The organism is Paracidovorax cattleyae, from assembly GCF_900104515.1.
Taxonomy (GTDB): Bacteria; Pseudomonadota; Gammaproteobacteria; order Burkholderiales; family Burkholderiaceae_C; genus Paracidovorax; species Paracidovorax cattleyae.
In genome coordinates, this window is sequence record NZ_FNJL01000014.1 from 80,673 (window position 1) to 99,029 (window position 18,357).

18 protein-coding genes are annotated in these 18,357 nt (G+C 70.6%); 8 read left to right on the forward strand and 10 right to left on the reverse strand.

Annotated features, from left to right (window positions below):
* Positions 1-488: 488 nt before the first annotated feature.
* The gene (locus tag BLR05_RS13305; protein WP_092834947.1) at positions 489-1,406 is read right to left on the reverse strand and encodes a class I SAM-dependent methyltransferase; all 918 of its coding nucleotides are present in this window, start codon (positions 1,404-1,406) and stop codon (positions 489-491) included.
* Between the two features lie 41 nt (positions 1,407-1,447).
* Here BLR05_RS13305 and BLR05_RS13310 point away from each other — a divergent pair, with 41 nt between their 5' ends.
* Entirely contained in the window at positions 1,448-2,164 is a 717-nt protein-coding gene (locus BLR05_RS13310; protein WP_092834949.1) for a ComF family protein, read from the forward strand.
* 118 nt (positions 2,165-2,282) lie between these two features.
* Positions 2,283-2,759: a tRNA (cytidine(34)-2'-O)-methyltransferase gene (locus tag BLR05_RS13315; RefSeq protein WP_092834951.1), complete on the forward strand. Its 477-nt coding sequence runs from the start codon at positions 2,283-2,285 to the stop codon at positions 2,757-2,759.
* Positions 2,760-2,778: 19 nt separating this feature from the next.
* Here BLR05_RS13315 and BLR05_RS13320 read toward each other — a convergent pair whose 3' ends face one another.
* The gene (locus tag BLR05_RS13320; RefSeq protein ID WP_092834953.1) at positions 2,779-3,714 is read right to left on the reverse strand and encodes a LysR family transcriptional regulator; all 936 of its coding nucleotides are present in this window, start codon (positions 3,712-3,714) and stop codon (positions 2,779-2,781) included.
* Positions 3,715-3,938: 224 nt separating this feature from the next.
* On the opposite strand from BLR05_RS13320, the gene BLR05_RS13325 reads away from it, so the two are divergent.
* Positions 3,939-4,262 (forward strand): DUF4148 domain-containing protein, encoded by a 324-nt coding sequence (locus BLR05_RS13325; RefSeq protein WP_092834955.1) that lies wholly within the window; start codon positions 3,939-3,941, stop codon positions 4,260-4,262.
* Between the two features lie 140 nt (positions 4,263-4,402).
* Here BLR05_RS13325 and BLR05_RS13330 read toward each other — a convergent pair whose 3' ends face one another.
* From BLR05_RS13330 to BLR05_RS13340, 3 genes are all read right to left on the reverse strand, one after another.
* Complete coding sequence (locus BLR05_RS13330; RefSeq protein ID WP_092834957.1) at positions 4,403-4,870, reverse strand: MaoC family dehydratase; 468 nt, start codon at positions 4,868-4,870, stop codon at positions 4,403-4,405.
* A 56-nt stretch (positions 4,871-4,926) separates the two neighbouring features.
* Positions 4,927-5,547, reverse strand: a complete 621-nt coding sequence (locus BLR05_RS13335) for a nucleotide-binding protein (RefSeq protein ID WP_092834959.1) — start codon at positions 5,545-5,547, stop codon at positions 4,927-4,929.
* Positions 5,548-5,632: 85 nt separating this feature from the next.
* Positions 5,633-6,271, reverse strand: a complete 639-nt coding sequence (locus tag BLR05_RS13340) for a LysE family transporter (RefSeq protein ID WP_092834961.1) — start codon at positions 6,269-6,271, stop codon at positions 5,633-5,635.
* A gap of 144 nt (positions 6,272-6,415) precedes the next feature.
* Between BLR05_RS13340 and kefC the strand changes: the two genes are divergently transcribed.
* From kefC to BLR05_RS27210, 3 genes are all read left to right on the forward strand, one after another.
* Positions 6,416-8,305, forward strand: a complete 1,890-nt coding sequence (gene kefC, locus BLR05_RS13345; protein WP_092834963.1) for a glutathione-regulated potassium-efflux system protein KefC — start codon at positions 6,416-6,418, stop codon at positions 8,303-8,305.
* 82 nt (positions 8,306-8,387) lie between these two features.
* On the forward strand, positions 8,388-8,645 hold the full coding sequence (locus tag BLR05_RS27205) for a WGR domain-containing protein (RefSeq protein ID WP_225978971.1): 258 nt from the start codon (positions 8,388-8,390) through the stop codon (positions 8,643-8,645).
* Positions 8,642-9,109, forward strand: coding sequence for a hypothetical protein (locus BLR05_RS27210; protein WP_225979397.1), 468 nt, complete (start codon positions 8,642-8,644; stop codon positions 9,107-9,109). The genes BLR05_RS27205 and BLR05_RS27210 overlap by 4 nt, the downstream gene beginning before the upstream one ends.
* A 416-nt stretch (positions 9,110-9,525) precedes the next feature.
* Here BLR05_RS27210 and BLR05_RS13360 read toward each other — a convergent pair whose 3' ends face one another.
* The 5 genes from BLR05_RS13360 to BLR05_RS13380 form a co-directional block, all read right to left on the reverse strand.
* Positions 9,526-9,990: a MarR family winged helix-turn-helix transcriptional regulator gene (locus tag BLR05_RS13360; protein WP_092834965.1), complete on the reverse strand. Its 465-nt coding sequence runs from the start codon at positions 9,988-9,990 to the stop codon at positions 9,526-9,528.
* Positions 9,991-10,027: 37 nt separating this feature from the next.
* Positions 10,028-11,344 carry an MFS transporter gene (locus BLR05_RS13365; protein WP_092834967.1) on the reverse strand — a complete coding sequence of 439 codons (1,317 nt, stop codon included), beginning with the start codon at positions 11,342-11,344 and terminating at the stop codon, positions 10,028-10,030.
* Positions 11,345-11,554: 210 nt separating this feature from the next.
* The gene (locus BLR05_RS13370; RefSeq protein WP_208606014.1) at positions 11,555-14,488 is read right to left on the reverse strand and encodes a c-type cytochrome; all 2,934 of its coding nucleotides are present in this window, start codon (positions 14,486-14,488) and stop codon (positions 11,555-11,557) included.
* Positions 14,485-15,027, reverse strand: coding sequence for a (2Fe-2S)-binding protein (locus BLR05_RS13375; protein WP_092834969.1), 543 nt, complete (start codon positions 15,025-15,027; stop codon positions 14,485-14,487). The genes BLR05_RS13370 and BLR05_RS13375 overlap by 4 nt, the downstream gene beginning before the upstream one ends.
* A gap of 29 nt (positions 15,028-15,056) precedes the next feature.
* Positions 15,057-16,214: an FAD-dependent monooxygenase gene (locus BLR05_RS13380; RefSeq protein WP_092834971.1), complete on the reverse strand. Its 1,158-nt coding sequence runs from the start codon at positions 16,212-16,214 to the stop codon at positions 15,057-15,059.
* A gap of 323 nt (positions 16,215-16,537) precedes the next feature.
* Between BLR05_RS13380 and BLR05_RS13385 the strand changes: the two genes are divergently transcribed.
* Together BLR05_RS13385 and BLR05_RS13390 are read left to right on the forward strand one after the other, a co-directional pair.
* The gene (locus BLR05_RS13385; protein WP_092834973.1) at positions 16,538-17,317 is read left to right on the forward strand and encodes a maleate cis-trans isomerase family protein; all 780 of its coding nucleotides are present in this window, start codon (positions 16,538-16,540) and stop codon (positions 17,315-17,317) included.
* Positions 17,318-17,327: 10 nt separating this feature from the next.
* Positions 17,328-18,164, forward strand: a complete 837-nt coding sequence (locus BLR05_RS13390) for an alpha/beta fold hydrolase (RefSeq protein WP_092834975.1) — start codon at positions 17,328-17,330, stop codon at positions 18,162-18,164.
* The last annotated feature ends 193 nt before the right edge of the window (positions 18,165-18,357 follow it).

Sequence of the window (18,357 nt, forward strand, 5' to 3'; positions counted from 1 at the left end):
TGGGGTCGGGCGGCGCCCGGGGGCATGCGGATTCCGACAGCCGGGGCACGGCGGCCCCCGGCCGCGGTGCCCCGGGTTCCGCACGAACCCGGCGTGATCGAACGCGCGGTGCCGGCAGCGCCGCGCGGGTGTCTCTCTCCTGTCCCTGCATGCACCGGCCCGCTGCTCCGCAGGGCGGCCAGCCGTGCATGGCGCAGCATGCCGTCCCCGTGGCGCGATTGCAATAGCGCGGGCGCCATCCGCGGCCCGGCCCAGTACAAACCATGAGAAGGAAGGAGGCGGCCGTGCGACAGTCGGCCGGGCGATGGCGCGCGACGGCGCCACGCACTCGGAACGGCGCGCGGCGCGGGGCGCGGGGCCCGTGCATGCTGCGCACGGGCCGGCAGGCCCCATAGCCCGCAAATTGTAGCTTGCTGTCGATTCAGGTCACGGGCCGTAGCCGCCCGGGACGACCCGCCCCGCGGCACGGCGCCGGACTGGGCCTGCCTTCAGGGTCCGGGCGTGCGCCCCTGCCGCAGCATGGCACGCATGTCCTGCAGCGAGACCGCGCTGCTTTCGCTCATCTTCAGCCGCGGCGCGGGCTTGAAGGCATGGCCGTAGATGATCTCGAAGGTGAGCGCGAGCTGCCCCCCGTGGTCGGGGCTGGCGAGGCGTTCGGCCAGCGCCTGCTCGAGCCGGCCGCGCCAGGCGCGGCCCCGCAGCGCGGGAAAACGCGCAGGGTGGAAGTTGCGGCCGAGTTCGCGCAACTCCTGCAGCAGCCGCGCGGGCGTGGCGAAGGTCAGCGTGATGCGTTCCATGTCCATCACCGGCTCTGCGAAGCCCTGCTGGACCAGCATGTCGCCCCAGTCGTGCATGTCGGTCATGGCGTGCCCCGCGGGCGGCCACCCCAGGGCCGAATGGAGCGCGTGCAGTTCACGCACGGTATCGGGCCCCAGGCACGAGAACATCAGGTAGCCGTCCACGGCCAGCGCACGGTGCCAGCGGGAGATCAGCGCCTGCGGATCGGCCGAGAGGTGCAGCGCCATGTTGGCCCAGAGCATCTGCACGCCGCCGTCCGGCGGCAGGCCGAAACGCGGCGCGCCGGACGCCCAGCGCCCCGGGCTCCACCAGGGCCGCGCAAGCACCTCGCGCGCCGCGGGCAGGTGATGCGGCACGGTCTCGGCGACCCATGCGACGGCACCGGGGTACCTCTGGGCCACCAGCCCGTGCCCCTGCAGGCCGCCGCGCACCGGATCCCAGTCGGCCCAGGCGGCGGGCGCCTGCCGGATCCACTGCAGCCGGTCCTCCATGCGGCGCGCAACCTCTTCGTGCAGCCACGGGGAGGCAGCAGGCGCGGCCGCATGCCAGCGCGCGGCGGCGGCCGGGTCGATGGTGGGGGGAAGCAGGCGGTCGGGAGGCGCGGACATCGGGTGCGGGCGGGAAGCGGGTCGGGCAGTATATTGATGCCATGTGGAAGCAGTGGTTCTCGGGGATATCGGGCGGACTCGCCGCCGCCGTCCGGACCGTGCCCAGCCAGTGCGCGGTCTGCCATGCATGGCCGGCGCGCCGCGTGTGCGATGCCTGCGCGGAGCGCTTCGCCCAGCCGCGCCACCGTTGCGCGACCTGCGCCCTGCCCGTGCCTGCGGGCGTGCGCCGGTGCGGGGACTGCCTGCGCGATCCCCCGCCCCTGTCGGCCTGCGTCGCCGCGGTGGACTACGGCTATCCGTGGTCGGACGCGCTCGCCGGGTTCAAATTCCACTCCGACCCCGGCTGGGCCGCCAGCCTGGCCCTTCTGGTGCGCGCAGCGCCCTGGGCCGAACCGCTGCTCGATGCCGCGGATGCGGTGCTGCCGATCCCGCTCGCGCCGGAGCGTTTGCGCGAGCGCGGCTTCAACCAGTCGGCGCTGCTGGCGGCGGCCCTCTCGCCGGAGCGCTGCGACGCCCGCACCCTGGTGCGCCTGCGCGCCGCGCCAGCGCAGAGCAGCCTGTCGCGCGCCGGGAGGCTGCGCAATCTGGACGGCGTGTTCGCCGTGGCGCCGGACCGGGCCGCCCGGGTGCGGGACCAACGCATCGTGCTGGTGGACGACGTGATGACCACCGGCGCGACGCTGCACGCTGCCGCCCATGTGCTGCTGCAGTCCGGTGCCTCCCGGGTGGACGCGGTGGTGCTGGCGCGCACGGCCTGAAGGGCGGTCGGGTAGGACAAATGGCCGAGCCGGAAAGCCTGCGCTGCCCGATACATTTTTTTGCAATCTGCCCTCCACCGCGCCGGGGCGCCCGCACGCTGCGGCACACAATAGGTCCATGTTCCACATCGTCCTCGTCGAACCGGAAATCCCGCCCAACACCGGCAACGTGATCCGGCTGGCCGCGAACACGGGCTGCACCCTGCATTTGGTGGAACCGCTGGGCTTCTCCATGGAAGACAAGCTCATGAAGCGCGCCGGCCTGGACTACCACGAATATGCGGAAGTGCAGTTGCATGCGGGGTGGACGGCCTTCCTGCGCGATGCCCGGCCCAGCCCCGAGCGCGTGTTCGCCATGACCACGCATGGCGTGCACACGGTCTATGAGACCCCGTTCCTGCCGGGCGACTGGTTCGTGTTCGGCTCCGAAAGCCGGGGGTTGCCCCCCGAGCTGCGGGATGCCTTCCCGCCCGCCCAGCGCCTGCGCCTGCCGATGCTCCCGGGCCAGCGCAGCCTCAACCTGTCGAATGCCGTCGCCGTGACGGCATACGAAGCCTGGCGGCAGAACGGCTTCGCCCCGCCCCAACCGGCCTGACGGCCCGTTGTCCCCAGCCCTATCCCAGCGCGCCCGAAGCCTGCATGGCTTCCTCGATGGAATGCCGCGTGCGCTGGCTCAGGAAGTCCAGGAAGGCCCTGGTGCGCGCCGGCATGAACTTGCGGCTCGGCAGGGCCGCGTACAGCGTGAAGCGCCCCGTGGTCCAGGGCTCCAGCACGCGCACGAGCCGCCCGCTGCGCAGGTAGGGCGCCGTCAGGTCGAGCGGCTGCGAACTGATGCCCGCCCCATCCAGCGTGGCGCGCAGCAGCGTGTCGATGTGGTTGGACACGCACACGGGCTGCACCGCGACCTCCACCACGCGCCCTTCGTCACCGCCTTCGAGCAGGCGTATCACGCCGGGGCGCGTCTCTGAACGCCGGCGCAGCAGGCACTGGTGGTGCTTCAGGTCTTCCGGCACCTGCGGGATGCCGTGCGCGCGCAGGTACTCGGGCGAGGCGCAGACGATGCCGTCGAGCGAGACGACGGGCCGGGCGATGATGTTGGCGTTGAAGCGTTCGTCCGCGCCGAGCAGGGTGATGTCGTAGTCGCCGATGGGCGGGTCGAGCGAGGAGTCCACGTGGATCTCCAGCGTGACCCGTGGATGGGCCTGGCGGAAGCCCGCGACCAGCGGGGCGAGGATGTGCACGGCCAGCGCCGGGGGCGCGAGCAGGCGCAGCACGCCGGCGATCTCGGAGGTGTGCGCCTGGGCGACGGCGAAGGCCTCGTCCACGTCGGCCAGGATGCTGCGCACCCGCAGCAGGTAGGCCTCCCCCGCTTCCGTGAGCGACACCCTGCGGGTGGTGCGCTGCAGCAGCCGCGTGCCGATGTGGTCCTCGAGGTCGGCCACCAGCCGGGTGACGGCTGCAGGGGAAAGATCCAGGGCCCGGGCGGCAGCGGCGAAGCCGCCCTCGTCCGCCACGGCCTGGAAGACGCGCATGGTGAGCAATCTATCCATGTTCGCAATGAAGGTGATCCATGAAATCAGATTATTTCAATTTCATGAATTAATCATTGCCGCCGATGCTGTTTTTCCGGGGGTTAACCCTGCGTACAGTCGGATCCATCGATGAGCGACCCGTCGGGCTCACCGAGGCAGGACAAGACCGGCGCCGCGCACCGCGCAGCAAGCCGGCCTTGCCCGGACATTTCCCGACGCATGGACAGACAAAGGAACACATCATGAACCGCAAGCCTCTCGCCATTGCCGCAGCCCTGCTCGCACTGACCGCCTTCTCCGCCCAGGCCGATACCGGAATCCAGGGCGACTGGAACAACTACCCGGCCGTGAACGACGGCCCCAGCACCCTGACGCGTGAAGCCGTGATCGCCGACCTGGTGGCCGCACGCCAGAACGGCACGATGCCGCGCAGCGGCGAATGGAGCGACGTCCCCGCTCCGCTGGCCGTGTCCAATGGCAACACCCAGGTGGTGACCCGCGACCAGGTGCGTGCAGAAGCCGTCGCGGCAGCCCGCTCGCACGAGATCGTCAGCGGCGACCATTGAGACCGCGCCGCAGCGCCCTGCGCCCCGGCAACGGGACGTGCGGCGCCGCACGCAGAACGCAAGCCCGCCCATGGCTTCAGCCCGGCGGGCTTTTTCACGCCTGCACGGCACCCGTGCGAGGCGGGCCGGCAGCCAGGCGATCAGGGTTTCGCGCCGTAATTGCGGGTGAGGGATTCGGCCACGCACACGGGCTTGTCGACGCCCTCGCGCTCGATCGTGGCCAGCCAGGTCATCTGCACGCCGTCCGGCGGCGCGGGCTCGCAGGCCTGCAGCGTGAGCCGCGCCCGCAACCGGCTGCCCACGGGCACGGGCGACATGAAGCGCACGCGGTTGAGGCCGTAGTTGACGCCCATGCGCGCGCCCTCGATATCGAAGGCCGACTCGAAGAAGCGCGGCAGCAGCGACAGCGTCAGGAAGCCATGGGCGATAGGGCCGCCGAAAGGCCCCTGCGCGGCACGCTCCGGATCGACGTGGATCCACTGGTGGTCGCCCGTGGCCTCGGCGAACCGGTTCACCTGCTCCTGCGTGACGGCGATCCATTCGGTGACGGCCACCTCGCTGCCGACGCAGGCCGCCAGCTCGGAATACGACTGAAAGGTCTTCTTCATGCCCTGCACTGTAGTGCGCGGGCCGCGCCGGGGCGTGTCGGCCCGGCGACAGCGCGTCAGCCGCCGGAGAGCCAGTCGCAGATGGGCTTCCACTGCTCCAGATCGCGGGCGACCCGGCCGGGCGAGACGTCGAAGAGCGACAGGCCCTGCGCCGCGAGGTGGATGTAGTTCTGGGTGTCGCGGAGCATGCCCAGGACGGGCAGCCCCAGCCCTTCCACGAATTCCTGCAGCTTGTCGGCGGCGATGGTGCGCGAGTCCACCCGCATGCCGACGATGCCGATCTGCGTCGAGGCGGCCTGGCGGTGGGCGGCCAGCTCGTCCAGGAAGCTGCGGGTGGCGAAGATGTCGAACACGCTGGGCTGCAGCGGTACGACCACCCTGTCGGCGAGCTTGAGCACCTCCTTGAGCGGGGCGCCGTGCAGGCCGGCCGGGGTGTCCAGCACCGCATGGGTGGCGTCGCGCGGGGGGCGCGGCACGGCGCCGGCGGGCGTCTCCCAGTCGGCGATGGGGCGCGCGGCCGGCGGCCGCAGGCTGCGCCAGAGGCGCGACGACTGCTGGGGATCCAGGTCGCCGAGGGCGACGGCATGCCCCTGGCTCGCGAAATAGCCGGCCACATTCATGGCTAGCGTGGACTTGCCGACACCCCCTTTGGGGTTTGCCACTGCGATCACGGGCATGTGCGACTCCTCGATGGCGGAAATCGTTCGGTACGGGACGCCGATGGTAGCGCCACGGCGTGACGGCGCAAGCTGTCCGTCGCCGTCAGGCGTGCTGACCGCCGCGCCGCACGAAGAACAGCCCGGCGCCCACGGCCATCAGCAGGCCGCCGAAGACACGGTTCTGGTTGCGTACCGCCCGGGGGCTGCGCAGCAGGCGCCGCAGCGCGCTGGCGCTGGCCGCATAGCCGTGCATGACGGTGAGATCCACCATGACCATGGTGGCACCCAGCGCGAGCAGTTGCGTCCACAGGGGCCGCGACTCCGTCAGGAACTGCGGCAGCACCGCGACCATGAAGATGATGCCCTTGGGGTTGGTGGCGTTGGTGAGGAAGCCGGCAGCGCAGCGCCGGCGCCAGGAGGCCGCGGGGGCGGCCCCTTCGTCGCCGAACACCGTGGCGCCGCGCGCGCGCCACTGGGTGAACCCGAGATAGATCAGGTAGCACGCACCCATCACCTTCACCGCGCTGAACGCGGTCTCGGATGCCAGCAGCAGCGAGCCCACGCCGGCACCGGCGATCACCAGCACGAGCAGCAGGCCCAGTTGCAGGCCGAGGATGGTCGCGCCCGTCCGGCGCACGCCGTAGGCCAGCCCGTGGCTCATGGACAGCACGGCCCCGGAACCGGGCGAGAGGGCGATGAGGCAGGCGGCCGCGGCGAAGGCGAGCCAGGTGTGGAAATCCATGGGAAGGCAGCAGGAGACAATGGAAAGGGGATGCCGCGCCGGCATGGCCGCCGACACGGTGGCGCATGTTAACGGGGCACAATGCCCCGGCGCCTCCCTCTTCCGCTCCCTCTCCTCGTTCCCGCCGCTGCCGACACCGCGTCCATGGCCCACGCACCCACCTGGCTCACCTACGGATTCCTCTACCTCGGCGCCGCCGTACTGGCGGTGCCCATCGCGCGCGCGCTCGGGCTGGGCGCCATCATCGGCTACCTCGCGGCCGGCATCGCCATCGGCCCCTGGGGCCTGGGCCTGGTGAGCAACGTGCAGGACATCCTGCATTTCGCCGAGTTCGGCGTGGTGCTGATGCTGTTCCTCGTGGGCCTGGAGCTGCAGCCGAGCCGCCTCTGGAGCCTGCGGCGGCCGATCTTCGGACTCGGCAGCGCGCAGGTGCTGGGCTGCGCGGCCCTGCTGTGGGCGGTGGCCTGGGCTTGCGGGCTGCCCTGGCGCGTGGCGCTGGTCGGGGCGCTGGGGCTGGCGCTGTCGTCCACCGCGATCGCGCTGCAGGTGCTGGCCGAGCGCAACCTGATGCGCACGGACAGCGGGCAGAAGGCGTTCTCGATCCTGCTCTTCCAGGACGTGGCGGCCATCCCCATCCTGGCGCTGCTGCCGCTGCTGGCCGCCGGTGCGGAGGGCGCGGGCGGCGCGGCGCAGCCCCATACGGCCGGCGGCCTGGCGCTGGAGGCCGCGAAGATCGTCGGCGTGGTGGGCGCGATCGTGCTGGGCGGGCGCCTGCTGCTGCGGCCGCTGCTGCGCTGGATTGCGCGCAGCCGCACGCCGGAGATTTTCACGGCCGCGGCACTGCTGCTGGTGGTCGCCACGGCCATGCTGATGCTGGCCGTGGGCCTGTCGATGGCGCTGGGCGCCTTCCTGGCCGGCGTGCTGCTGGCCGAGAGCGAGTACCGCCGCGAACTGGAAACCGACCTGGAGCCCTTCAAGGGCCTGCTGCTGGGCCTGTTCTTCATGGCCGTGGGCATGACCATCGACTTCGGCGTGCTGATGCGGTCGCCGTGGGCCATGCTGGCGCTGCTGTTCGGGTTCCTCGCGGTGAAGGGCGTGGTCATCTACACACTCGCACGCGCCACCGGCATGGCCTACCAGGAGCGGCCGGTGTTTACGCTGCTGCTCGCGCAGGGCGGCGAGTTCGCGTTCGTGGTGTTCCAGACGGCCGCGGGCGCGGGTGCGATCCCGGCGGAGACGGCATCGCTGCTGATCGGCGCGGTGGCGTTGTCGATGCTGTTGAGTCCGCTGCTGCTCACGGCGATGGACCGCGTGCTGCTGCGGCGCCATGCGCGCCTGAAGGACGAGGTCCCGCCGGAGGTGGAAGAGATATCCGAGCCCCAGGAGGCCCCGGTGATCATCGCGGGCTTCGGCCGCTACGGCCAGATCGTGGCTCGCATGATGCTGGCCCAGGGCGTGCCGGCCACGGTGCTGGACCACAGCGTGGAGATGCTGGAGGTGGCGCACACCTTCGGCTACCGTGTGTTCTACGGCGATGCGACGCGGCTCGACCTGCTGCGCATCGCGGGTGCCGCGCAGGCCCGCGTGCTGGTGGTGGCGGTGGACGATACCGAGCAATCGCTCAAGATCGTGAAGATCGCGCGAAAGCACTTCCCGCAGCTGGAGATCGTGGCCCGCGCGCGCGACGTGACGCACTGGAATGCGCTGCGCGACCTGGGCGTGGAGCGGGTGGAGCGCGAGGTATTCGAGTCCAGCCTGAAGACCGCGCGCACCGTGCTGGAGGTGATGGGCATGCCCGCCGTTCAGGCCGAAGCGCTGGCCGACCGTTTCCGCTGCCACAACACCGCTTTGGCCAACCGTATGTACCCCCACCACAAGGATCGCGCGAAAATGATCGCCGTGGCCAAGCAGGGCCGCCAGCAACTGGTGGAGCAGATGGCCAAGGAACGGCAGGAGCAGGCGGCCGCTGCCGCTGCCCAGGCTGGCGGTCCGGCGCCCGCGGAGGGTGCGGGCCCACCGGTCGGCAGCTCCTGATCCCTGCCGTCATCCGGCCGGCCCCGGCGGCCTGCGGGCCGCAGCCCCTTGAGGCGCTTTTTCCGAAAGGATTCACGACTTCATGCGACGTTTCGAACTGATCGAGGGAAACTCCAGCAAATTCTGGGAAGTGGAGCAGGCAGCCTCCGACCTGAACATCCGGTGGGGCCGCATCGGCACCGCCGGCCAGAGCCAGACCAAGCCGTGCGCGGATGCCGCCAAGGCCTCCGCTGCGCCGACCAGGCTGGTCGCCGAAAAGACGGGCAAGGGCTACGCGGAAAAGTCGGTGTCGCGCCGGGCGCGGCGATCGGCGCATCGCCGGCGAAACCCGCGCAGGTGAAAGCCTCCGCCGCCACCGCTCCGGACGAGGCGGCCGATACCGGAACGGTTGCGGTGCAGGCGACAACGACGGCGACGGAGATGGCGGCGGCTCCCATCCGGACGACCGATGCGCCCCCTGCCGAAAGCCTGGACGCGCAATGCGAACGCGCCGTCGCCGCGACCTGGGTGCAGCTGGCCGACTGCTCGCTGAAAGTGGGCGACGTGCTCTCCGCCGCGGGGCTCAAGCGCCAGCACGGGGTGAGCGACCAGGGCGCTGCCATGGCGTTCGAGCAATTGAAGTTCGAAGGCCTGCTGCAGGGCTGGGGTACGACGGCGAAGGTCTCCAGGCAGGCGCTGATGGTCGATACCGCGGCCCGCGCGGCACAGACCACTCACGCCGATCCTGGACCGGCCCCCGCCAGCGCCAGTGCAGACTCCGTGCCGCCGTGGCTCGCGCTGCGGGTGAAATGTAAGGGACGATGAGGAGGGGCGTTGCCTCCGGGGCTCGCTGTGCAACGTGGTTTCGCAGTTCCAGCAGCGCGGAACGGGCATACCGCGGTTGCGCATTCGCCTTGTATGCGCAGATGAGCAGATACTGGCGCCCATCCACGAGCATGCGGGCGATCAGATCCGGCCCCCAATCCCCGGACACGGTTTCAGCTTCGATGCCTTCGACCCGAAGGACCGGTACCTTCTCGAGCAGCCTGTGCAGTGCCTCGCCAGCGCGGGCGTCTGCCGCTCTCATTGGATAGGCCTTTTTCACTTGAAACCTTAATTTCAACATTTGCTGAAACCGCATTGCAAATTGAAATTGCCTGATGGACGGCCGTGTGTCGCTTATAGGATGGGCCGGAGATCAAAGACACAACCCCATCGCGTGCAGGGCGGCGAGCAGCTCGCTACGCGCCCTCGCCGCTCTCCAGCATCTTGCGCAGCAGGAAATCCAGCGCCAGCCGTTCCGCGGGGTTGAGCTTGCCGTAGGTGCTCTGGGTGATGCTGCGTGCGAACGGCTGCATCGTGCGCACGAGGCCGCGGCCTTCGTCCGTCAGCTCGATCACCACCTTGCGCCGGTCCACGCGGTCGTGGTCCACGCTGATCAGGCCGCGCTGCTTCAGCCGGTCGACCACGCCGCGGATCGTGGCCTGGTCGATCACGGTGGCCTTCACCACCTCGGCCAGCGAACTGCTGCCCTGGTCGTGCAGCGAGCACAGCACCACGAACTGGGCGGCCGTCAGCTGGGAATCGGGGATGTACTGCTGGAACAGCGCCGTGTGCCGCTGATAGACGCGGCGCAGCAGATGCCCCACCTGTTCGGAGAACACATACCCCTCATCGGCACCCTCGGTCGCGGTCTTGTCGTGCATGCCGGGATTGTAGGGAGCGCCTGCGGCGGGGGACGGATCAGTCGAGCGCGCGGTTGCGGGACTCCACATCCACCGCCCAGATCGACAGCGCGCCGCCCGCCAGCATGGCGGACAGCACGGCCAAGGCCAGCGTGAAATGCGTGGCCATGATCGGAGCGATGATGGCCGGGGCGAACAGGCCGCCGAAGCGCGCGACCGCGCCCGCCATGCCCATGCCGCTGGCGCGCAGGTCGGTGGGATAGACCTCGGGGGTGAAGGCGTAGAGCGCGCCCCAGGTGCCCAGCAGCGAGAAGCTCATGAGCAGGGTGGAGCCGATCACCACGAACGGCGACGAACCCAGGCTGTAGAGCATGCAGCCCACGGCGCTGAGCAGCAGGAAGCCGATCAGCGTGGGCTTGCGTCCCCAGCGCTCCACGCCATAGGCCGAGAGCGCGAAGCCGGGCAGTTGCACCAGGGCCAGCACCACCAGGAAGACCTGGCCGCGCATGAAGGCGAAGCCCTCGCTGCCGAGCTTCACCGGCAGGTAGACGAAGACGCCGTAGTACGCGATGGAGATCAGCGCCCAGGCCAGGAACAGCGCCAGGCTGCGGCGGCGCAGTTCCGCCGAGAACAGCGCGAACAGCGACTTGCGCTCCTGCTTCTCGGGCTGCAGCGGCGGGATCGGCGTGGTGTTGCCGTTGACCTTGGCCACGCGCTCGAGCACCTGGCGGGCCTGGTCGGACTTGCCGTTGCGGTTCAGGTACATGGGCGACTCGGGGATGTAGAACCGCAGCACCACGCCCACCAGCGCCGGAATGCCGGTCACGAAGAAGATCACGCGCCAGGCATCGTTGCCCCAGGACACGGCCACCAAAGCCAGGATGGCCAGGAAGATGGTGCCCACGGCCCAGAACGACTCCAGCAGCACCAGCCAGCGCCCGCGACGGTCGCTGGGCAGGAATTCGGCCATCATGGTGTAGTCCACGGGCAGCGTTCCACCCACGCCGATGCCGGTGATGAAGCGCAGCACCAGCAGCCAGGCGAACTCGGGCGCGAAGGCCGACGCCACGCCGGCGCAGGCATCGATCACCACCGCCATCATCAGCACCGGGCGGCGCCCGATGCGGTCGGCCAGGCGGCCGAAGACGAAGGCGCCGATCAGCATGCCGATGAAGAAGAAGGTGCCGGTCTGCAGCGCCTCGGGCACCGTCTTGCCGAAGGTCTTGGCGATGGACGGCGCGCTGAAGCCGATGGACAGCACCTGCATGGCGTCGGCCAGCCAGACCAGGCCGAAGATCACGAAGAGCCGGTACTGGAACCGGCCGACACCCGCTGTCTGGATGCCTTTTTCCACCGAAACGAATGAAGATGACATGGGAACTCCTGTGGTCGTCACCGCTAGCTGTTGATATGCCCCTTCCGCCAGGTCGCGACGCCGTACCGGCACGTGCCCTGCCAGAAAACCCCTGGCGATCGAACCCTCCGGCGCCACCCGAAGGGGCCGATCGCGAAAACCGTCCTCCCGCTTTTCCTCTTCTTGTCCGCGGCCCCGCGTACCGCAGCCCGCGCTCACCGGGTCATGCGGTCATGGCACGCCCGCATGTGCCGTCGCACGCAGCCGGTGGATCGTCTCCATATCGATCGGCCACGCTTTTTCCTCCGGCGCGAAACGCCAGCGCAGGTAGCCGAGCAGGTCGGTGATCTGCCGGTCGTCCAGGCTGTCGCCGAAGCCCGGCATGTAGCCCAGGGCGTCATTGGCGGGTTGCTGTATGCCGTGGAGGATGACCTGGACCAGGTTGTCCGGCGTGGCGGCATGCAGGTTGGTGTTGAGCCCTAGCAGCGGCCTGGCGCCGAAGAGGGTCGGGCCGCTGCCGGCCTCGTGGCAGACGGCGCAGGCGTTCTGGTAGAGGCGCTCGCCGCTGGCGTGGCGGTCCAGGGTGCGCGCAGGCACCGGCATTGGCACCGCTGCGGCCGTGGCCGCCGCCGTTACGGCGGCTGGCGCGGGATCCGCGGCCGGGGCGGCCTGCGGCGCCCGGCCGGGCAGCTCCAGCAGGTAGGTGGCGATGGCGCGCACGTCGTTATCAGGCAGTTCGGCCAGGCCGTGGATCACGGGCGCCATGGGCCCGGCGGCCACGCCGTGGCGCGCGGAGAAGCCCGTGCGCAGGTACTGGTAGAGCGATTCGCGGCTCCAGGGCCGCGGGCCGTCGGCCAATCGGTTGAGCGCGGGTGCGCTCCAGCCCTCGGCCTCGCCGCCGCCCAGGTAGTGGATGCCGCCCTTCTCGGCGCCCAGCGCGTTGCGCGGCGAATGGCAGGCGGCGCAGTGGCCCGCGCCTTCCACCAGGTAGGCGCCCCGGTTCCATTCGGCGCTGCGGGCCGGATCGGCGCGGAAGGGCGTGGCATCGTGGAACAGCAGGTTCCAGCCGGCCATGGCCGGGCGCAGGCTGTAGGGGAAGGCCAGTTGCGTCTCGGGTGCCCGGGCCTGCACGGCGGGCTGCGACATCAGGTAGCCGTAGAGCGCCTGCAGGTCGCCGTCGCCGAGCCTGGCGAAGGCCGTGTATGGGAAGGCCGGATAGAGCTGGCGCCCGTCCTGGTGGATGCCCTGGCGCATGGCACGCTCGAAGGCCGCATACGACCACCGGCCGATGCCGGTTTCCGTATCGGGCGTGATGTTGGTCGAGTAGATGGTGCCGAACGGCGTCTCCAGGCCCAGGCCGCCCGCGTTCGGGGCGCCGCCCGGCGCGGTGTGGCAGACGACGCAGTCACCAGCCGCCGCGACGAGGCGGCCGCGCTCGATGGCCTGCGCCGAGTAGATCGACACATCGGGCCCGTCGGTCAGCGGCAAGGCCGGCTTCATCGGCCACGCCATGGCAGCCAGGCCAGCGATGCCCGCGGCACCGGCCGCGAGCCAGCCCAGGCCGCGGCGCAGCGCGCCGCGCACGGGCTGGCCGCCCGCACCCGCCTCGCCGGACAGCGCGAGGCGCAGCGGCTCGGTCTGGAACGGCACTTCGCGCAGGCGCACGCCCGTGGCATGGCGGATGGCATTGGCGATCGCGGCGGCGGCGGGCAGGGTGGCCACGCCGTCCAGGTCCAGCTGGCCATGGCGGACGAGGGCCTGCTCACCCTGCCCTCCCGCCAGGAGTTCACCGCCCGCAGCCGGAGCCTCCTGGGCGGCAGCTGGGCTGTTCCATGTATCGAAGGCGGCCGGAGCGCCCAGCAACCGGCGCGCGCCGGCCAGCCAGTGCGCATCCTGCTGCACGGTCCGGGTGTGCACGCTGGCGCCCTGCGCTGCCTGCAATTGCTGGCTGTCGTGGCCTGCGACCACGCGGGTGACTTCGATCTCCCCGGTCTGCGGATGCACGGCCACCTCGGCCACCCAGGCGCTCCAGACCACGTGGTCCCGCCCCTCGGCATCCAGCGTCTGCATGCAGGCCGCCGCGAATCCCCGGCCATGCAGCCGTCCGTGCGCATCCGGCCCGCCGCCGGTCCACGGCGCGCTGTGCGCCACGCGCAGGGCCAGGTCGCGCGCCGGGCCTTCGGGCAGGTGCCGCAGGCGCCAGTCCAGCGGGTCCTGCCCCTGCTCCAGCGCCTGTTCGTGCCACAGGCTTTCGCTGGCGAACACCTGCGCGGCATTGAGATCGTCCACCCCGGCCTGCGCAAGGCCGCGTGCATGGCGCCCGCCCTGCACGGTGCCGGCGTCCTGCACGCTGGGCAGGGCCGCCGCGCGGGCCGCATCGGACTGGCTCAGCAGGCGTGCGCAGCTGGGCCGCACGGCCCAGGGCAGCGGGGAGGAAAAAGCAAAGGGGGCCGGCGCATCCGCATCGTCGCCGGCCGGCTGCAGCGCCGTGCCGGCGCCGACGGAGGGGCTGGCCGCAGCGTGCAGCGCCAGCGCGCACGGTTCGACGCCCGCCGCGCACGCCACGCTGACGGGCCGGGCAACGACCCGGGACAGCAGCGCCGCATCGGCCGCCGCGTCCACCAATGCCAGCGCGGGCGGCGCGGCGCCGTCCAGCGCGAACAGGCGCAAGCCCTGCACAGGCACTTGCAGCAGCGCCGCGATCTCGCTGGCGATCAGGGCCTGGACATCTGGCGCGCAACGGGGCAGCCACAGGCTGGCATGGCCGTCCATGCACCAGGCAATGGCGCGCGCGCCGGCAGGACCATCCGCGCGGGCCGGGTGCCAGACGAACGCATCGCCCGCCGGGGCATCGGGCAGCGGCTCACGCGCACCGGCACCGGCGTCCGTCCCGCGCCAGACCGGCGCCAGAACCACGGCCGCCTGCTGCGCATGGACCGGTGCCATGGCGACCACGCCCAGGAAGTTTCCGCTACGCACCGCGGCCACGACGCCGGCCATGGCGCGCACGTCGTCCAGCCGGGCATCGGCCAGTGCGTCGCCCTGGTAGCGCAGCCCGTCCCAGCCCATGCGGTCGGGCCGCAAGGCCAGCCCGTGCAGCAGGTCCGCGGGCACGCCCGGGACCTCGGTCGCAGCCGGCGCGATGGAATGGGCCGGCAGGTTCACGGACGCACTCCTGCTTCGCTCGCCGGGGCATCCGGGGCCGCGCCGCCCACGCGCAACCGCGCGGCGCGCAGCGCGGCCTGCAGGATCTCCACGTGCGTGCCGCAGCGGCAGAGGTTGTGGTGCAGCTCGCTGCGCACTTCCTGCTCCGATGGGTGCGGATTGCGGCGCAGCAGGGCCTCGACGGTCATGACCATGCCGTTGAGGCAGTAGCCGCACTGGGCCGCCTGGCAGTCGATGAAGGCCTGCTGGGTGGGACCGGGGCATTGGCGCGAACCGAGGCCCTCGAGCGTGGTCACCTCGCGGCCCACCGCAGCCTGCACGGGGATCACGCAGGACCGCGCGGCCACGCCGTCGATCAGCACCGTGCAGGCACCGCACTCGCCCAGGCCGCAACCGTACTTCGGGCCATTCAGTTCCAGGTCGTTGCGCAGCACGTGCAGCAGCGCCGTGCCGGGCGCGGCGGGCACGGCGCAGGCGCGGCCGTTGACCCGCAGCCGGAGGCCGGGGGCCGGGCTGCTGGATTGGACGGGGTTTCCCATGGGATGCGTTGCGGCTGCGCCAGGAAGTATCAGGCCGCTGCGGCGACCTTCGGTTCCACCAGGGGGATACTGAACACGTCGTAGCCGAAGCACCACGACGGGTCCTCGTTCGTGCGCAGCCAGGTGTTGTCGTGCGAGATGCGCTGCACCTTGCTCGCGCGCTCGGCGCGGTTCGCCTCGTACAGGGCGAACGCCAGCTCGTGGTTGTGCGCGCCGACTTCCTTCAGGCAGCGGGCCAGCATGGCGCCGTCCTCGATGGCCATCGCCGCGCCCTGCGCCATGTGCGGCTTCATGGGATGGCAGGCGTCGCCCAGCAGCACCAGGCGGCCGCGGCTCCACAGCGGCAGCGGGTCACGCTCCAGCAGCGACCACTTGGTCACTTCCACCGTCGCGTCGATCAGCGCCTGCACCGTGGGATGCCAGCCCGAGAAGGCCTCGCGCATCTCGTCCTTGCTGCTCGGCAGCCAGCGGTCGTTCAGGTCCCACTGCTCGACGGGCACGCCGGTCACGTAGTAGAGCTCGTCCTGCTTGCCGGTGACGAAGTAGGTCATCATGTGGCGGTCGTCGCTCCACCACTTCACGCAGGCGTCGAAGGGCAGCATGCCCGCCTTGACCTCGGGCGTGGGGAACACGGCGCGGTGGGCCAGGTAGCCCGCGTACTTGGGCAGTTCGGGGCCGAGCAGTTCCTCGCGGATGCGGGAGTTCACGCCGTCGGCGCCGATGACGATGTCGGCCTCTTCGGCCGTGCCGTCGGCGAAGTGCATGACCACCACGTCGCCACGGTCCTCGACCTGGGTCAGGAACTTGCCGTAGGCCATCACGCTGTCCGGCAGCGCATCGATCAGCAGCGCGTGGAAATCTCCGCGGTGCACGGTCAGGTAGCTGGCACCGTATTCCTTGACGGCGTAGTCGCCGAGCGGGATCTGCGCCATCACGTCGCCGGTCTGCCAGTGGCGGCTGTACCAGTAGTCGGGGTGCGAGCCCTGGGCGTCGAGTGCGTCCTCGATGCCGATGCGGCGCAGGATCTTCATTACGTTGGGCCCGACGTGGATGCCGGCCCCCAGGCGCGAGAAGCTCGGCGCCTGCTCGTACACGCGGACATCGAAGCCCTCCTGCAGCAGCAGCTTGGCGGCGGCGGCGCCGCCCAGACCGGCGCCGACGACGGCGATACGGGGGGATCGGGACATGGTTTCTCTCCTTGCGGGAATGGGGATCAATCGGACGGGCGGCCGTCGCTGCGGCAGGCTCTTGCCAGGGTGAAAAGCACTATCCATGCCATGCAAGAATTCACCCAATTTAGGTGTATGCACTTGATTTGTTGACCCACATCAAGCGCACCACGGTGCAGAAGGATACGGTGCATTGTGCATTTTTTGGTGCATTTCATGCACAACATAGGTGCAAACCCCGATGAAATTGCCGTTTGCCAGACGGCACGGGTTTTGCAAAAATGAAGCGTACACACCCATCTGATCTTTATCAAACGCGCATCGCGCGAACAAGGCACGCCATGACCCAGACATACCGCATCGGCCAGATCGTCCCCAGCTCCAACACCACGATGGAGACCGAGGTGCCGGCCATGCTGCAGGCCCACTCCACGCTGCGGCCGCAGGACCGCTTCACCTTCCACTCCAGCCGCATGCGCATGAAGAAAGTGCAGAAGGAAGAGCTGGCCGCCATGGATGCCGAAAGCGACCGCTGCGCGCTGGAGCTGAGCGACGCGCGGGTGGACGTGCTGGGCTATGCCTGCCTCGTGGCCATCATGGCGATGGGCAAGGGCTACCACCGCGTGTCGCAGCGGCGCCTGACGGAACGCACGGCCAGCAACGGCGCCACGGCCCCGGTCATCACCAGCGCGGGCGCACTGGTCGAGGCCCTCAAGGTCATGGGCGCGAAGAAGATCGCCCTGGTGGCGCCCTACATGGTTCCGCTCACCCAGCTGGTGATGGACTACATCGCCGCCGAGGGCTTCGAGATCGTCGATTGGCGTGCGCTGGAGATTCCCGACAACCTCGAGGTGGGCCGCCACGATCCCGCGAAGCTGCCGGGCATCGTCGCCGGCATGGACTATGCCGATGCCGACGTGATCGTGCTGTCGGCCTGCGTGCAGATGCCCTCGCTGCCGGCGGTCGCGCAGGTGGAAGCGGCCACGGGCAAGCCCGTGCTCACGGCCTCGATCGCCACCACCTATGCCATCCTGAAGGAACTGGGACTGGACCCGGTGGTGCCGGGTGCGGGCGCGCTGCTGTCGGGCGCCTATCCGTACGACACGGCCGCCACGGCCTGAGGAGCATTCCATGAGCGACCATGCCAGCACCTTCCGCTACGGCGGCCACGTCCATGCCAACGGCATCCGCCAGCACTACCTGCGCTACGGCGGCGCGGATGGCGAGCGCGCGCAGCGCGATGCCGTCATCCTGATCCCCGGCATCACCAGCCCGGCCGTGACCTGGGGCTTCGTCGCCGAACACCTGGGCCGCCAGTTCGACACCTACGTGCTGGACGTGCGCGGGCGCGGCCTCTCCTCTTCCGGCCCGGGCCTGGACTACGGCCTCGATGCCCAGGCCGCCGACGTGATCGCGCTGGCGCAGGCCCTGGGGCTGCAGCGCTGGGCCCTGGTCGGCCACTCCATGGGCGGGCGCATCGCCGTGCGCGCGGCCCGCAGCCAGCCGGCCGGGCTCATGCGCCTGGTCATCGTCGATCCGCCCGTCTCCGGCCCCGGCCGCCGCGCCTACCCGGCCGCCCTGCCCTGGTACGTGGATTCCATCCGCCAGGCCGCGCAGGGCATGGATGCCGAAGCCATGCGCGCCTTTTGCCCCACCTGGACGCAGGAGCAGCGCCAGCTGCGCGCGCAGTGGCTGCACACCTGCCACGAGCCCGCCATCGTGCAGAGCTTCGAGGACTTCGGCCGCGACGACATCCACGCCGACCTGCCCCGCATTCCGCAGCCGCTGCTGCTCGTCACTGCCGAGCGCGGCGACGTGGTGCGCGACACGGACGTGGCCGAGTGGCAGGACCTGGCGCCCCAGACCGTTCACGTCCGGGTGCCCGGTGCCGGGCACATGATCCCGTGGGACAACGAGGCCGGTTTCTACGCAGCGCTCGGCGACTTCCTCGGAGCCCGGGTGGGATGAGACGACACCCCCCTGAGCGGCTGCGCCGCTTCCCCCCGCTCTCGCCATGCAGCGCATGGCGGGCAGGGGGACGACGCCAGCGGCCGGGCGAAGCCCGTTCCGCGGCGCCTGCTGGCATGGCCTGCTCCGCGGCCATCGGACGGGTGACTCCGCGCCGGCTTCATGGGTTGCCGGTGGCGCGAAACGCCATGGA